This window comes from Clostridium aestuarii (genome assembly GCF_026735135.1).
GTDB lineage: Bacteria > Bacillota > Clostridia > Clostridiales > Clostridiaceae > Clostridium_H > Clostridium_H aestuarii.
The window spans coordinates 18254-34066 of record NZ_JAPQER010000007.1 but is presented as its reverse complement, the minus strand read 5'-3'; the positions used below and the strand labels follow the sequence as shown (position 1 = coordinate 34066).

At 26.4% G+C, this 15813-nt stretch carries 21 protein-coding genes; 8 read left to right on the top strand and 13 right to left on the bottom strand.

The window, feature by feature from the left end:
- Nucleotides 1-27: 27 nt before the first annotated feature.
- Both OW763_RS13880 and OW763_RS16930 read right to left on the bottom strand, forming a co-directional pair.
- Complete coding sequence (locus OW763_RS13880) at nt 28-849, bottom strand: alpha/beta fold hydrolase (RefSeq protein WP_268041743.1); 822 nt, start codon at nt 847-849, stop codon at nt 28-30.
- Nucleotides 850-868: 19 nt separating this feature from the next.
- A complete protein-coding gene (locus OW763_RS16930) occupies nt 869-2362 on the bottom strand; it encodes a methyl-accepting chemotaxis protein (protein WP_268041742.1) in 1494 nt (497 codons plus the stop codon).
- 217 nt (nt 2363-2579) lie between these two features.
- On the opposite strand from OW763_RS16930, the gene OW763_RS13870 reads away from it, so the two are divergent.
- Nucleotides 2580-2858 (top strand): hypothetical protein, encoded by a 279-nt coding sequence (locus tag OW763_RS13870; RefSeq protein WP_268041741.1) that lies wholly within the window; start codon nt 2580-2582, stop codon nt 2856-2858.
- Between the two features lie 63 nt (nt 2859-2921).
- Nucleotides 2922-3674 carry a hypothetical protein gene (locus tag OW763_RS13865; RefSeq protein ID WP_268041740.1) on the top strand — a complete coding sequence of 251 codons (753 nt, stop codon included), beginning with the start codon at nt 2922-2924 and terminating at the stop codon, nt 3672-3674.
- An 88-nt stretch (nt 3675-3762) separates the two neighbouring features.
- Here OW763_RS13865 and OW763_RS13860 read toward each other — a convergent pair whose 3' ends face one another.
- Entirely contained in the window at nt 3763-3978 is a 216-nt protein-coding gene (locus OW763_RS13860; RefSeq protein ID WP_268041739.1) for a hypothetical protein, read from the bottom strand.
- A 534-nt stretch (nt 3979-4512) separates the two neighbouring features.
- Nucleotides 4513-5049 (bottom strand): sigma-70 family RNA polymerase sigma factor, encoded by a 537-nt coding sequence (locus tag OW763_RS13855; protein WP_268041738.1) that lies wholly within the window; start codon nt 5047-5049, stop codon nt 4513-4515.
- Nucleotides 5050-5563: 514 nt separating this feature from the next.
- Between OW763_RS13855 and OW763_RS13850 the strand changes: the two genes are divergently transcribed.
- Nucleotides 5564-6418 carry an AraC family transcriptional regulator gene (locus OW763_RS13850; protein ID WP_268041737.1) on the top strand — a complete coding sequence of 285 codons (855 nt, stop codon included), beginning with the start codon at nt 5564-5566 and terminating at the stop codon, nt 6416-6418.
- 548 nt (nt 6419-6966) lie between these two features.
- Nucleotides 6967-7518: a recombinase family protein gene (locus OW763_RS13845; protein WP_472924610.1), complete on the top strand. Its 552-nt coding sequence runs from the start codon at nt 6967-6969 to the stop codon at nt 7516-7518.
- Nucleotides 7519-7654: 136 nt separating this feature from the next.
- Here the strand turns inward: OW763_RS13845 and OW763_RS13840 are convergent, their stop codons facing one another.
- Nucleotides 7655-8014 (bottom strand): hypothetical protein, encoded by a 360-nt coding sequence (locus tag OW763_RS13840; protein ID WP_268041736.1) that lies wholly within the window; start codon nt 8012-8014, stop codon nt 7655-7657.
- Between the two features lie 517 nt (nt 8015-8531).
- Here OW763_RS13840 and OW763_RS13835 point away from each other — a divergent pair.
- Nucleotides 8532-9224, top strand: coding sequence for a hypothetical protein (locus tag OW763_RS13835; protein ID WP_268041735.1), 693 nt, complete (start codon nt 8532-8534; stop codon nt 9222-9224).
- Nucleotides 9225-9355: 131 nt separating this feature from the next.
- Here OW763_RS13835 and OW763_RS13830 read toward each other — a convergent pair whose 3' ends face one another.
- Both OW763_RS13830 and OW763_RS13825 read right to left on the bottom strand, forming a co-directional pair.
- The gene (locus OW763_RS13830; protein ID WP_268041734.1) at nt 9356-9916 is read right to left on the bottom strand and encodes a hypothetical protein; all 561 of its coding nucleotides are present in this window, start codon (nt 9914-9916) and stop codon (nt 9356-9358) included.
- Between the two features lie 33 nt (nt 9917-9949).
- Nucleotides 9950-10174 (bottom strand): hypothetical protein, encoded by a 225-nt coding sequence (locus OW763_RS13825; RefSeq protein ID WP_268041733.1) that lies wholly within the window; start codon nt 10172-10174, stop codon nt 9950-9952.
- A 531-nt stretch (nt 10175-10705) separates the two neighbouring features.
- Between OW763_RS13825 and OW763_RS13820 the strand changes: the two genes are divergently transcribed.
- Complete coding sequence (locus tag OW763_RS13820) at nt 10706-11152, top strand: hypothetical protein (RefSeq protein ID WP_268041732.1); 447 nt, start codon at nt 10706-10708, stop codon at nt 11150-11152.
- 49 nt (nt 11153-11201) lie between these two features.
- Here OW763_RS13820 and OW763_RS13815 read toward each other — a convergent pair whose 3' ends face one another.
- Nucleotides 11202-11729 (bottom strand): sigma-70 family RNA polymerase sigma factor, encoded by a 528-nt coding sequence (locus OW763_RS13815; RefSeq protein ID WP_268041975.1) that lies wholly within the window; start codon nt 11727-11729, stop codon nt 11202-11204.
- Between OW763_RS13815 and OW763_RS13810 the strand changes: the two genes are divergently transcribed.
- Both OW763_RS13810 and OW763_RS13805 read left to right on the top strand, forming a co-directional pair.
- Nucleotides 11728-12084 carry a site-specific integrase gene (locus tag OW763_RS13810; protein ID WP_268041731.1) on the top strand — a complete coding sequence of 119 codons (357 nt, stop codon included), beginning with the start codon at nt 11728-11730 and terminating at the stop codon, nt 12082-12084. The genes OW763_RS13815 and OW763_RS13810 overlap by 2 nt on opposite strands.
- Nucleotides 12020-12244, top strand: coding sequence for a tyrosine-type recombinase/integrase (locus OW763_RS13805; RefSeq protein WP_268041730.1), 225 nt, complete (start codon nt 12020-12022; stop codon nt 12242-12244). Before OW763_RS13810 ends, OW763_RS13805 begins: the two co-directional genes overlap by 65 nt.
- 75 nt (nt 12245-12319) lie before the next feature.
- Here OW763_RS13805 and OW763_RS13800 read toward each other — a convergent pair whose 3' ends face one another.
- From OW763_RS13800 to OW763_RS13780, 5 genes are all read right to left on the bottom strand, one after another.
- Nucleotides 12320-12781, bottom strand: coding sequence for a hypothetical protein (locus OW763_RS13800; protein ID WP_268041729.1), 462 nt, complete (start codon nt 12779-12781; stop codon nt 12320-12322).
- 54 nt (nt 12782-12835) lie between these two features.
- Entirely contained in the window at nt 12836-14041 is a 1206-nt protein-coding gene (locus tag OW763_RS13795; RefSeq protein ID WP_268041728.1) for a hypothetical protein, read from the bottom strand.
- A gap of 113 nt (nt 14042-14154) precedes the next feature.
- Nucleotides 14155-14520, bottom strand: a complete 366-nt coding sequence (locus OW763_RS13790) for a hypothetical protein (RefSeq protein WP_268041727.1) — start codon at nt 14518-14520, stop codon at nt 14155-14157.
- 217 nt (nt 14521-14737) lie between these two features.
- On the bottom strand, nt 14738-15157 hold the full coding sequence (locus OW763_RS13785) for a hypothetical protein (RefSeq protein ID WP_268041726.1): 420 nt from the start codon (nt 15155-15157) through the stop codon (nt 14738-14740).
- A gap of 19 nt (nt 15158-15176) precedes the next feature.
- Entirely contained in the window at nt 15177-15632 is a 456-nt protein-coding gene (locus OW763_RS13780) for a hypothetical protein (RefSeq protein WP_268041725.1), read from the bottom strand.
- Nucleotides 15633-15813: the final 181 nt, after the last annotated feature.

The following is a 15813-nucleotide window of genomic DNA, read 5'->3' as shown; positions in this document are numbered from 1 at the left end:
AAAGTGTACTTTTCTGTTATTATAAAATCATTTACTATTGCACATAATTGGTGTTGTACAATATCTTGACATAAAATCAAAGATTACATTTACTACTTGTTCTGTTTTATTATACACCAATCCATGACTTTCATTGTTAAATACCGCTAATTCTGATTTAGGTATATTTTTTAACTTGATTGCATCTTCCACCAAAGTTAAGTTATCTTGATCACCTATTACTGTTAAACTTGGAACTTTAACCAAGTTTAAATCTTCACTTCTATCCCAACCTATAACTGATTTGAAATCAATTATAACTGACTCATCACTTGTTTTTCTTATTTTATTAAAGCTTTTTAAAAAGTTCTTTGTTTCTTCCTTTGTGCTTGAAGTCCAAAATCCTTTAAATAATTCAGATAAATTATATTTACCATCAATTTTTGTATCTTCTATTATATTAAAATCCACATTTACCTTTGGTGCTCCAGATACTATTATTAATCTTTTTAAATTCTTATAGTAATTCCTACAACCAATTTCCACAGCAGCGCAAGCTGATAAAGAATATCCTATAAATGTCACATCTTCTGGTAACTTTTCTTCTTTTTTTAATGCATTTGCAAATTGTTCATGAAATTCTGCAATACCTTCTAAAGTAGGTATAACTTCCCCCTGCGAATTTCCATGTGCAGGTAAATCTACAACTATAACATTATATTTTTTGTTTAGCAACTTTGCAAAGGGAGCTAAAAAATCCGCTTGCATGGAAGCACCATGTCCAACAATTATAAGTTTATTGCTATTGTTATTTATAAATTCTAGATAACTAATTTTTATATTTTTTACCATTATATATTTTCTAAACATTATATATCCTCCATTATTACTAATTTAAATCATTTAAATCTTGTATTAAACTATCTAAATTTTTATATTCTTCTTTGATATTAGTTGTGTTATAAACTTGAACATCCATATTACTATTTACTTCTTCTAAAATAGCTACATTACTTTCAGAGTTATCTGTTATTTCCTTTACCTCTTCTGTAACACTTTCAAATAGCTTTATTAAAACATCAAAAGAAGATTTAAAAGAATTTATCATTTTACTTGTATCACTCATATTATATACTAAAGAATCATATGACTTTATAGCATTAAGCATTTGCTTGTTACTATTCCCAATAAATTCTCTTTCATTTTTAATTTCATCAGAAATTTTGCCTATAATCTTTGAATTATTGCTCATCAACTCGCCAATTTTCTCTGCAAATTCATTAGAACTAGAAGCTAACTTGCTAATCTCCTCTGCAACTACCGAAAAACCTTTTCCTGCTTCCCCAGCTCTAGCGGATTCTATTGATGCATTTAAAGACAGTAATGAAGTTTTATCAGCAATATCTTTTACACCAATTATATAATTACTAACTATTTCTTGCTGTTTTGTCATTTCACTCATACTATTCATAATCGCATCAATATTTTCAATAATCTTATCTAATGTACCTTTTAACACATCTAACATTTCTTTACTGCCATTTACATTTTTAACTGCTTTTTCTGAATTATAAATTACTGTTTCAATTTTAACATTAACATCCTCTGTAATTGTGATTCCGTGCATTGCATCTTCATGCATGCTATGTATTTTATTACCAGTATTTGATATAACAGAAGTTAAAGAATTAAAAGCTTCTTTTATTTCATTTAATGATTCAGAGTTAGTTTGCAAATTTCCATAAACATTTTGATTTATATTATTTAACTTATTACTTATATCAGCATTTTTATTTAAAACTAACATTATATGCTCATGCTCTTTTTCAACTTCTTCTGTTTTATTTTCTATTTTTAAAACTAACTTGTTATTAAAAGAAATTATTACTGTTGCAATAACACCAATAAATATAAAATATGCATAAATTAAAATAGCTCCCTTATGTGGAACATTAAAAAATATCTTATCATATATTTCAGGATTAATTAAAATATATGTCAATAAAAGCGAATCAACTATAACTGATATAATTATGCTCATGTAGTGTTGATATATAGTAATTAAAAATAAGCTGTAAAACAATAATATAAAAGTAACTATTCCTTTATTCATCAATATCATGCTTGTACACGTTACATGTAAAGAAAATAGTGAAGCATACGGAATATACTTTACCCACTTATCATATCTAAAACATAACCAAACCGGTATTAAACTTAAAAAACCAATCAAACACATTGTAATCGATGTTGTAGTTTTTACATTAAATATTATAATATCTAATCCAAGTCGGGATATTAAACTTATCATCCAAATTATAATTACAAATTTACTTCTTGTTCTTAATTCATGAGAATCATTATACGTATTAAAAATATTCACAGCTAATAAACACTCCTTATTATTTTATTTTTAACATATGATACATTATTATCATATATTTAAGATTAATTACATTTTAATATCAATTTGAGAATAAATCAACTTTTTGTTAAAAATATTGGATTTTTTTAAAAAAATATAATATTAACTCTATTTTTGGAATATTATTAAATATTATGGTTGTCGAAAATTATATAAAGGATGCAACTATTGTTATTTGTCAAACTTATTTTCAAAGGCATCAGAAAATTTTTCAAAAGCTGAATATATATTTGGGTATATGTTTGGAGGTGTTGGAGTTTTGGCTGGGAATCTTAACAAGTTCTTATGCATACCTGTATCTCTCAGATTACATGGTGGTGTTAAGTCTATTCGACAATGGAAAAATCCCAGTGAGAAGATTGGTTCTCATGTTGTAGAACTGATTAAAGATGGTTTTGCAATTGCTAAAATCATGGAAAATTCAATCATGCTTCAAGAAACCTTAATATCATAATATCTAAACACTTTTTTTATAGCAATTCATAGTATGTATTAGTTGCAATAAGGAGGTGTTTGTTTGAAGGAATACATTTTAAAAAAGAAATACCCTATTAAATTAGACAATAATTATGGAAATACATTTTTGTTGATTTATGAAGATAATGATCAATATGAAGTTGTTGTGCGTATTGTAGAACCTGATTTTATAACTGGGATATATAAATGTATTTACCAGACAAAGGAATTTGGTAAGGATGTGAAATTTCTAAATCACAAATGGGATTTGACTGGTAGCTATGTGTTAGTACTATATGAAAATACAGGCTCAGGAGGGTTTTTGACGTATAAGGTCTTAGGATATAGAGGGAACAAAATTATTCAGTATGTATCAGAAAAGATGATCATTTTTGGTAGTGTATTTTTTAAAGAGAAGAGCCTAATTCGTGTAACTTGTAATCAATATTGGGTTTGGAAAAGGATTCATAATAATATGACACTTACCCCTTATCATGTACCAAAACTTCCTGGTGCTGAAGTTATAGAGTACTCTCTTGAAGCAGAAGGAAAAGATGAAAAGACATATAAAGTAATCATTGATCAGCCTGAATATAAAGTTCCTGTGGGGAAAATTATTCAGATTATAAGAAAAGATTTTAATGATATAACAGGAAATTTAAGGGTATGGAGTAATAATGATTGTATGAAATTTTTAAACATAAAATATGGATATTCTCTTACTAGTAAGTGTGCTACAACAATTACTATACAGTTAACTGCTGGAGCATATAACTGGGATTCAGCTAAGGAAATTAAAGTTGAAGCAAGATAGATAGATTGAACAACAAAAACTGTTCATTTTAGTTCCAATTTTTAAAAAGCAATAGTTACCTTATATACACGGAGTTAGCAAATAAGTACTAACTCCGTAATATTGCTATAATAATTATTATACTTCCGACTACAGAAAAAATCTTATTATATATAGCTACTGCATCACTAACATCATCTTCATCAACATCATAATCAAACATCCATTTTCTTCCTAGAAGAAAGCTTTTTTTAGGATTAAAAAATGTGTATATGAACAATCCTAACATTGGACTAGACAAAATAAATATAATTAGCTTATACATTTAAAACACTCCCAGTAAATTTAACTTAGGTAGTAAGCCACCTTATAGATTTTCCATTTATAAAACTTTTCATAAAATCAACTGCTATAAAATTTCACTGTATTTTAACTAGAACTTTTTTAATCTTTGAATATTTTTTTATTTTTCTGGAAATACTCTTTAATAGATACATGTTAAGTTAAAGCTTATTTTCAATTTAACTAACATTTTCCCCCGAGGCTTATAAGTGAAAACTTATAAGCCTCTCCCTATATACTTTTAAAAATCACTTCTGTTTTATAATTCACGTTGTGGTTACTTTATTGCTGGTCTTCTTATTTTAGTAATATCATTAGTAGAGTTAGAAAATACTAAAAATACTTGTAAAGAAAAATATAAAAAACAATAATTTTTGAATATTTTTTTATTTTTCTGGAAATACTCTTTAATAGATACATGTTAAGTTAAAACTTTTTTCATTTTAACTAACATTTTCCCCCGAGGCTTATAAGTAAAAACTTATAAGCCTCTCCCCATACTTTATACTTTAAAAAATCACTTCCGTTTTATAATTTTCCTAAGTTTATTAATTGCTCGGGTTCTCAAATAAGTTATTCTATTATAACTATACTCTATATCACAAGCAATTTCTCTGAAGCTTTCATTATTAATATAATATCTATTAAGAATTTCTCTTTCTATTGGCTGTAGGCTATCCATAGCATCATAAAGTTCCTTAATTTCCTCATAAGCTATCAACTGGTCTTCTATAGTAAGTTCGTATTCTTTATTATTGTTGATTATGTTTTCATTAGGAATTTCTCTTAAGTGTTTTATGGTTCCTTTTAAAAGAGCTGCAAAGTTTGTACTGATTGTATTTATAAAATAGCCATTATAGGAGTTACTGCCAAGCTTGTACATATGTATTGCCTTTATAATTGAAAGATAACCATGTTGAACAAGGTCCTCATATTCATATCCTGGTATATGGTATTGACCGGCTTTTTTTAACACAAGGTATTTATACTTATTTATAATATACGCTGTTGCCTGTGTATCTCCTTTTTTTGCCTTTTTTATAATATTTTCCATAACAAACACCACCCCTTTTTTAATTGAGAGTTGAAAATTGAGAATTGATAGTTGATAATGTTTTGCTTGTAGCAAAATTATAAAGTGTATTTATTTTAGATTTTATTACATAAAATAATTCATAATTGTAAATTGTACTTATATTATACTATTTTTTATATAATTTGTTAAATATTGTTTTTGGTTTTAAGTGAAAATTCTCACATTTTAATAATTAATTTTGTTAAAATGTCGATTTTTACATTATTTTAAAATTATTAATTTTATTTCCAGATAGATTAAATACAAGAGGTTTGTATTAGATTTGCATATATCAACTAATGTTTTTATTTGGATAATAAGGTTTAATATAGTATAATTGGACATGCATTGCTAGTATGTAATTTGAAGATATTATGTCTTAATGAATATAAATTAATTAAATCTTATAATTCAAACCTGTCAACAGATAGCATTTAAAGACAGGACAAATCAGTAGCAAATGTTTAATATAGAAATAGAAAGGAGTGGCTTTATGAATTGGCTTAATGCAATGAATAATGCAGTAGAATATATAGAGGCTAACATAACTGAAAAGCTTGACATTGAGCAAGTGGCAAAAATTGCATTATCATCTACGTTTCACTTTCAGCGTATGTACCATATTATAACTGGTGTTACAATAGGTGAATATATACGAAGAAGGAGACTTACGCTGGCTACACAGGATATTATATCTGGTGAAAAAATCATTAATGTAGCTTATAAGTATGGTTATGAAACGCCTGAAGCATTCACAAAAGCTTTTAGAAAAATGCATGGAGTAAGCCCTTCGGCAGCGCGCGAGTCGGGAGCAAATCTCAAGGCATATCCTAAACTATCCTTTCACATTTCAATAAAAGGAGATAAAGATATGAATTATAAGATTTTTAATAAAGGAAGCTTTAAAGTAGTAGGTAAACAAACGAGAATATCTATGGTAAATGAACAAAATTTTAATCAAGTGCCAAAATTCTGGTACGATTGCATGGAAGATGGTTCATATGATTGGATTTCTTCAAGGGCAAGTAAGCTTGGGATGCTAGGTGTATCTAAGGATTTCGATAAATATAAAAATGAATTTAATTATATGATAGCAGTTGAAGAAATAAAGGATACACTTCCAAAAGGATATATTTCAGCAACTATACCGGCATTAACTTGGGCGGCATTTGAATCAGTTGGACCAGTGACTAAAGCTTTACATGACCTTGTTAGAAGGATATATACAGAGTGGATGCCTTCTACAGGATATCAGCATGAGTGTGCACCAGATATTGAAGTGTATCCTGCAGGAGATATGTCCGCACCTAATTACAGGTGTGAAATTTGGATTCCTATTAAGAAGTAAAATTCTTATTTTAAATGGATTAATAATAGCACAGCCTTTAGCAGACATAGCTTCAATTATTTTAGTTTTGATCTTAAAATCAAAGCAAACTCTAAAACCAAGTTTAAAACAATGCAATAATTTGGGATAATGCAGTATTTAATTTAATAAAACAATATATTTTATGGTTAATGGAAACAAAGTTTAGTTATCTAAATGAAATTTAAATATAATAAAGATTAATAAATCAATTGCTAATTTTAAAAAAATTATGAGTATAATATATATTCACCTAATTCACTTTTTTCTTATTATTATAAAAATTCAAGTGAATATTTCCAACACCATATTGTCGTCTCAAAAACGTTCGTTTTTGAGACTTATTTTAGTTTTGAGTGAATTTTAATAAAATAACATCAAAACTGTATCAAAACTTATCTCATAATCATAATCTCATAAGTTGACTCTTGCATTGAGTTATGAGACTATATATTTATAAAATTTCATCTATTTTATGGTTTATATACAAAATATAGCTTAAATAACTATAATTACAAAAGAAGGGAAATATGTTTATGTTAATTGGATATGCAAGAGTATCTACTCAAGATCAAAATTTAGAATTACAAAAGGATGCTTTAGAAAAAGCTGAATGTAAAAAGATTTTTACAGATATAGCCAGTGGAGCTAAAACTGAACGTAAAGGTTTAGAGGAAGCTTTAGCTTATTTACGTGAGGGAGATATATTAGTTGTTTGGAAACTTGATAGACTTGGTAGGTCCTTAAAGCATTTAATTGAAGTTGTAAATGATCTAAGTGAAAAAAATATAGGGTTTCAAAGCCTTCAAGAAAAGATTGATACTACTACCAGCGGCGGTAAATTAATATTTCATATATTTGCATCCCTTGCTGAATTCGAGCGGGACATTATAAGAGAAAGAACAAATGCAGGTCTTGAAGCTGCAAGAGCAAGAGGAAGAGTTGGTGGAAGACCTAAAGTTATGGATAGTAAAAAGATTTCTATGGCAAAAGCTTTAGTTAATGATCCGAATAATTCCATAAAAGACATTTGTGAAACTTTAAATGTTTCTAGAGCTACTCTTTATCGATATCTAAAATAATAGCAGCAATACCTATGCTCCATTTTATAAAAGGGAACTACTTTAAAAGTAAGTTCCCTTTGCATTTGCATTATCCATTTGTAATGCTGATGCAACTTCCGGTTCTGCTAAATCTAATTTTTCCATCTTTCTATAATCATTTTGCTGCATAATAGTAACTCAAAATTGAAATTGCAAATGATGAACCCAAAACTATTAAAATATCTATATCTTTTTTTAAAAATGCTGCTGCATACAGAGCAACAAAACACAATAGCCACTGTTTAATAAATTTTTTACAAAAACTCTTTTTACCGTCTTTGCTGATAACTTCAAGTATCCCTGATATTGAAACTATTAGCATACATGATGCAGTTAATATAAGAATTATAAGAAAGAAAGGTACAATAGCAAAATCAACTGACCAATCGAACTTTTGAGCCATTAATATAAAAACAACCGCTACTAAGAATAACATTATAAACATGTAACTAATTTTCTTTATTATCTTAACCATAAATATTCCCCCAAAGTTAATATGAATGAAGCAACTTGTGTATATATAATACCATTAACCACATTATTATGAAATATATAGATGAGATATCAGATGAATTTACCATACAATTATAACTAATAAAACTGAATATTTTTTATTTCCCTGGAAATAATTTGTAATAGATACCTGTTAAGTTAGAATTTATTTTCATTTTAACTAACATCTTCCCCCGAGGCTTATAAGTGAAAACTTATAAGCCTTTCCCTGTATATCACTTTTAATTCATCTCAAATTTTATTTCATTTTTATTTGATTTATCTATTTTATAATTCCGCATATATTATATTCCTCGTATATCATATATTAGTAAATTTATATTAGAAAATTTTAACTAACCTTTTAATATTCGCTTATTATAATACCACAAATTTCTATTTATGGTATTATAATAAGCGAATGTATTTTATCCCAAAACTATTTTAAGAAAAAGTAAGTCTGCAAAAATTTTTTAAAAAATACAAAAGGAGGCTTTTTTATGCATATAACTCTATTAATAATAAGCATTATATCTATAGTATTGTGTTATGACATTTCCAAAGAAAATAATTGCAATAGTACTTTATGGACTATATTATCAGTTTTCTTTGGTCTTTTCTCTTTAATTGTATTACTCATAGTTATTGTAATTAAGAAAAAAGGTATGAAAAAAAGAAAAGAAATTACAGTACTAGTTATCTTAATAACTATAATTATAAGTGGGTTTATGTATTCTAAACCTATATATATGCAAAAAGCATACTATGGTAATATGCTAGATAAGGGCAAAATAATAAATAAAAATGTGCCTATAACTATACATAGTAATATATACAATGATGCAACTGATCACAAACAAATAGATTATATTTTAACTGTTGAGCAAGTTAAAAGTAATCGTGACACTGCATGTAATAACATTTTTAGAAATAATATTCATGAGACAGCATTTTTATGTGGTTTGGGAGCAGGTGTATTTGTAAAAAGGTGGAATAGTAATCGAATGGATACGCAAGAGGATTTATATCATATTTGGGATTCAATATTTTTTCATATGATTGAAAATAATTATAAGCGTGTAACAATATCTCAATTAATAGAACTTAAACAATCATACTTTAAGGATTCTGAGTATTGGGTAAATGCAGCATATCCAAGAGTACCTGAAGAAAGTTACTACTTGAAAAATTAATTATTTTTTAAATAATTTTTTGCTATTATGAACTATTATAATAAAATCATACTAGAAAACTTTAACTAACTCTTCAGTATTCTAACAAATTTATCCTCTTGTTTAAAATAATATAATATACATTAATTAATTTATTTAATAGGAAACCATCGTATTTCACTTATGTTTAGTACATTGCCTTTAGGGTATCTAAATTCATAAATTGCTTCTCCATTTTTGGAATAAGCAATTCCATTAAAATCATTCCACCTTATAGGTTTACTCCATTGAAAAATCATAGGTTCATTCTCTTCTGAGTATATTTTAATTCTATCTGAACCTGAACCCATTTCAATATACGCTAAATTATCATCTGTACTTTCTACAGCATAAACTGTACACTTTTCATTATTTGCCCAACCAACTGTTTTGATTAAGTCTTGGCTATTAGTCATATGAAATGCCACTCTCGTTTTCCATAAAAACATATATTTTTCTGCTATAGCAGTACGTGGTCCTTTAGGCGTATTAAATAAACACACAGTTCCCCATTTATAATTTACTTGCTCAAAAAGTTGTGCATTTTTTCCCACACCCAAATGTACTTTTGCTGCTTCAACCTCAGTTAATCTGTAACCCATTGTATATAAATAAACAGATATTAAAATAAATAAGAGGACTAAATTTATAATCAATATTTTATTTTTTTTCATTACATTCCTCCGTAATTTAAAGATAAGTCGTATTTAATTTTTTTCTTTTTTATATTTCATATAAGTATATAAAAGTTGTATACTCCATATAATTAACATTAAAGTACTTATAATAATATTTATATATGTATCAACATTAGAAAAATATAGTGATAAAGGCATTATTAAAACACCAATTATCATCCAAAGAGTTCTAATAAATTTTCTTCTGTAACTTAATTTACTGTAAAAAAATTCAAATCCTTTATCAATCTTCATAAAAAATACTCCTCTTTCTGTTCGTTATCTATTTAAATTCTTCATCAACAATCCACCTCAATTATACTATATTAACCCTTAACTGAATAAAAATAGTATAACATCAGTAAATCTATATACACTAAAAATCCGTTTATTTAATAAAAAAAGCAACTCTAAATTATATATTTAGAACTACTTTTTCAATCTTTGAATATTTTTTATTTCTCTGGAAATAATTTGTAATAGATACCTGCTGAATTGAAACTTATTTTCATTTTAACTAGGATTTTTCCCCGAGGCTTATAAGTTTTCACTTATAAGCCTCTCCCCTTACTGCATATCATAAGGAATTTCTCTTAAGTTTTGTAACTTCATTACTCTTTATATTTATATTTTTAAAATTATTCTCATAATAAAATTTTTATAAAAAATGAAACGTTTTTAAATCTTGTTTCTCTTATATATTGAAAACATAGAGCTATTTGTTTCAATATATTAAAAATTAAGGAGAAATAATTATGAAAAAATAAGAAAGTAAGTGATTATTAAATGCTTGATTTCAAATTTAAAAAATCAAATGCTTTAATTTTACTAGGTATAGGTTTCTTATGCATAGATACTTTAAGTGTTTTATTTATACTTAATTTAAATATATCAATAACTAGATGTTTTATCAGTATTTCTACAACATTGATGTCTATTTTTGCATTATTATACTGCATAATAATTCTTTTTGTTGGATTAGAATTTGTTAATTATCACAAAATTTCTTATGTTAAAACTAATGAAAATGAAATTAAAATTCGTATAAATATGTTTTATAAAAAAATCTTTAAACTGACTGAAATAAACAAAGCATTAATGTTAAATAATTCATTATATTTAACATATAATACTAAAAACAATGTGAAAATTTACTTAGAAAATTTAACTCCTGAAGATATTTTAATATTAATTGATGAAATCTCTAAAATAACTGTTATAAAAAAAGTATAATAAATAATAAAAAAGTAGCTCTAATAATATTTAGAGTTACTTTTTTAAATCATTTCCCTTTTATAATCTTACTAAGCTTATTAATTGCCTTAGTTCTCAAATAAGTGATTCTATTATAGTCACACTCCATACCACAAGCAATTTCTTTAAAGCTTTCATTATTAATATAGTATCTATTAAGTATTTCTCTTTCTATTGGTTCTAGTTTATCCATAGCAGCATAAAGCTCCTTAACTTCCTCATAAACTATCAATTGATCTTCTATAGTAAACTCATATTCTTTATCATTATTAACTATATTTTCATCAGGAATTTCTCTTAAGTGTTTTATAGTTCCTTTTAAAAGAGCTGCAAAGTTTGTACTGATTGTATTTATAAAATATCCATTATAGGAGTTGCTACCAAGCTTGTACATATGTATTGCTTTTATAATTGAAAGATATCCATGCTGAACAAGGTCCTCATATTCATATCCTGGTATATGGTACTGTCCGGCTTTTTTTAGCACAAGGTATTTATACTTATGTAATTTGGGAATTAGCAATTTTCTCAAATACAAAGAAAGGATGAAGTTAATGAAAACAGTTGAACCCTTAAGAGATCCAAAATTAATAAAAAAAATGAGAACGCTGCTAAAAGGTCAAAGTACAAGAAATGAACTTCTATTTGTACTTGGTATAAATGTAGGTCTTAGAATAAGCGATATACTAAAACTAAAATTCTCTGTTCTTGTAGATCCTGAATGGAATGTAAAAGACTCCTGCTTGATAAGTGAAAAAAAGACAGGCAAAACTAAAAAATTCTATATAGGTCACATAGTACAAAAGGTCCTTGAATCCTATATAAAAGAAATTAGAAACGTTTCTCTTGATTCCTATATTTTTAAAAGTAGAAAAGGGGAAAATAATATCAGGAGAAATAGGTACCCATAGTTTAAGAAAGACTTTTGGATACCATGCATATAACAAGGGGGTATCCCTTGAGCTATTAATACAGATTTTTAACCATTCATCCAAAAGTGAAACGCTAAGGTATATTGGAATAACAGAGGATGAAAAAAAAGAAGTTTATTTGAGGAGTAATTTAGGGTAAAACATAATAGCAGCAGTCTAATAATCATTCTGCTGCTTTAAAACTTGAAATCACAAACTTTTAATTCAAGCATTTTTAACTTATCTCAAATTTTATTTCATTTTTATTTGATTTATCATATAAAGTTCCAAATACCGTGGCTCCAAATCCATTCCACCTTATTATAATATTCAAACTATATTTCTTGTTTTTATATTTAGCAGTACCTTTATATGAATGATTTTTTCCATCTCTTAAATTAACTTTTTTATCTTTTAAATTAACTTTCAGTATAGTGAATGAAACACTATCATCTTCTATAAAAAAACTCCCATAAGTTCCACTTAATATTCCACAGTCAAATTCTTTAATTTGCGAATCTGAAATTATATCTTTTTTTATTTTTTTACCGTTTTGTGCTTGTTCATATGTAAATCCTGCAATACCTGGTGTTCCAAACCCCCTAGTTTCTCTAGAACATCCATGAAGCAAGGATAATACTATTATTACTATAAATAATTTTAAAATTTTTGATTTATCTATTTTATAATTCTTCATATATTGTATTCCTCATATATGATACATGAATAAATTTGTATTAGAAAACTTTAACTAACTCTTTAGTATTCTAACAAATTTATCCTCTTGTTTGAAATAATGTAATATACCTTGAAGCTTTTCAGTACTTTTATTCTTTAAATTATATACATAAGTTGAAGAAGCTTTTGATTTAGTATCAAGAAGAATGACATTTTCTTCATTCATAAATTGATCAAATTGTCCTAAACTTTCATCAATCTTGATTGCTTTATTATTGATAATGTTGGTCAATACAAGCATATTATCATCAGCTTCTTCATCAATAAAGTACAGGGTTTCATTTATATTTATAATAGCTTTATCATATCCAGTTTTAATAAAAATATAGTCTTTCTTTTTAGTTAATATATTGTATTTTACCAAAAATCTTTTTTTAGCTTTAAAATCTAATAAATGATACAATATATCAAAACTGTGATTGTTTCCAATATCAGCTAAACTAATTGATTTATCTATAAAGCAGGAGTGTATATTTTCTATATAATTTGATTTCCCTTGTAAAAATTTATTTAAATCTACCAAAACTAGTTGTTTCTTATTTGGTGATTCTTGTCCTTGATTTTCACATTCTAAAAATAACTCTTCTCTTTCTTCTCTAAAATTTAATCCATCATAATTTTCTAAAACTAAATATTTATTCTTATTATTTTCTATGTATTGCGCTTGCTCTATTTTAAAACTAATTTCATCTAAAGATAATATCCTTTTGTTTTTAACATCAAATATTTTATTTTTATATGTATCTTTTTCATAATCAAAGTTTTGTTCAAAATGAAATAATATGTATTCTGAGCTTAGATATTTAAAATATGTTCTATAAGAATTATATAAATTATCAATATCTTTATAATCCTTTACACAAAAAAACAAAGTAGGTATTGAAAAGAGGAAGTTTCTTTTTCTTTCTTTAAAATTATATTCATTTACTGCAACATGGTAAAAACCATCTTTATTTATAAATGAAGTGTAAAATAAACTATCCATTTGTCTGACTAAATCAGTACATGGGAATTGTAAAAATGGTATTAAACATTGTCTAAAAGTTTTTGGAGTAACCCTGTGTATTTCATTATCATAAAAATGATACAATCCATATCTTCCCCCAAGTATTATAGTATCATTATATATCTTCATTGGCCCAATACTACATGGATTTGTTGATTCATTCCATTCAACAGGTATTTTATTTATATCGACATCAATTATTTGCTTGTTCATATGCTTCACCCCTTGCTATTGTGTACATATATGTAGAAATGCGGTAATTCAAAATTAGGTTGATTGGGTTTTACACAAATCAACCTACATCCCTTATTTAATCCCCTTCTTCATCATCTAGTGCATCTCTCTTTACGAATTGTTTCTACTGACTTATTCAAATTTTCTATACTAAATACTCCTCTTGTTTCACCTACTAAATAATAAAATTTTAGCCAATACGCATCATCTTTAGCAAAAGTTTCAACTGCTTCTCTAATATTTTCTTCTGTTAAAGAACGCACGATTATATCTGGTGCAAATATATGAACATAATTTATATTTTCATTATCCATGTCCTGTATTAACTGTTTAGGCGTTGTCATGGTTAATGTATAAGTCATCTCATCTTCTAATGTTACAAAAATATCAATAGTATCATCTTCAATATCCTCTATAGTTGAGAGTGGTTTCATATATTTAATTCTTTTTATTTTCATGTACAAATCTCCTTTTTATTTATAATTTAGTTCGTAAAAGCACTGGGTTTGCACTTGTATATTTGTAAAAAATTATATAACTTATATAGATACTAAATTGTTAGTATAAAGATTTTATTTGTTCATAATATTGCATTTTTACTTTCATTATAAGGTAAAACATAATAGTAGCAGTCTAATACCATTCTGCTACTTTGAAACTTGAAATCAGTTACACTTAATCCTCATCTTCCTCATATAGTTCATCTACCTCTTTACGAATTACTTCTAATAACTTATTAAAATTTTCTATATTTAATCCTCCCCTTTTTTCACCTGCTAAATAATATAATTTTATATCATATGCATCATATTTAGAAAAATATTCAAGTGCTTCTCTAATATTTTCTTCTGTTAAAGAACGTACAATTATATCTGGTTGAGCTGCAGGCATACAATTTACATTTTCTTTATCCATATACCATAATAATTTTTTAGGCGTTGTCACGGTTAGTGTATAAGTCATCTCATCTTCTAATGTTACAAAAACATCAATATTATCATTTTCAATATCCTCTATAGTTGAGAGTGGCGTTGGATATTCAATTTTTTTATTTTCATAATAAGATTTCTCCTTTGCATATCTAGTGTAGTACACCCTACACCGACTGAGTTTATTATAATTGTTTAGGCAAATATTCTATGTAGGTGAATGATTTATCATATCCTTGTTTTAAATATATATCTCCATCTATTACTACTTTGTTTCTAGTATTACTTATTCTAAGTTTACTACTTGTTATTTCATCATAAGAACCTCCTATTATTGTACAATAAGCATCCTTGTCAAAAATTTTTTCAAATTCTTGAAATACGCCAGCTGGAGTTTTATAACGCATTATAGTAACTGGTAAAATAACTTCAGTTTTTGTTGAAAATTTATCTGATCCAATAGTTACAATTTTAACTACGCTTCCATATACTCTTTCACGACAAAATCCCCCATCAGGATTTTCAGTTCCAGTCACTTCAAGAGATTTTTTAGTACTTATTGCTTGTACATTAATAAAACTTAATGATTGTATTAAAATACATATACTTAATGTTAATGATAGTAGTTTTTTTCTGTTCACTGTTTTAGTCCCCTCTAATTTAAAAAGTAATTATTCAACATGTTTCTCACTATATAAGAGTACCTAACTACAAAAACGTTTCACTTTTTACAAAACAATCTACTGACACCTCTGTATCTGACAGCATATATGTAAAATAAGCCCTTTGTAATTAGAAGAAAAACTTCTTGTTTTCAGATAC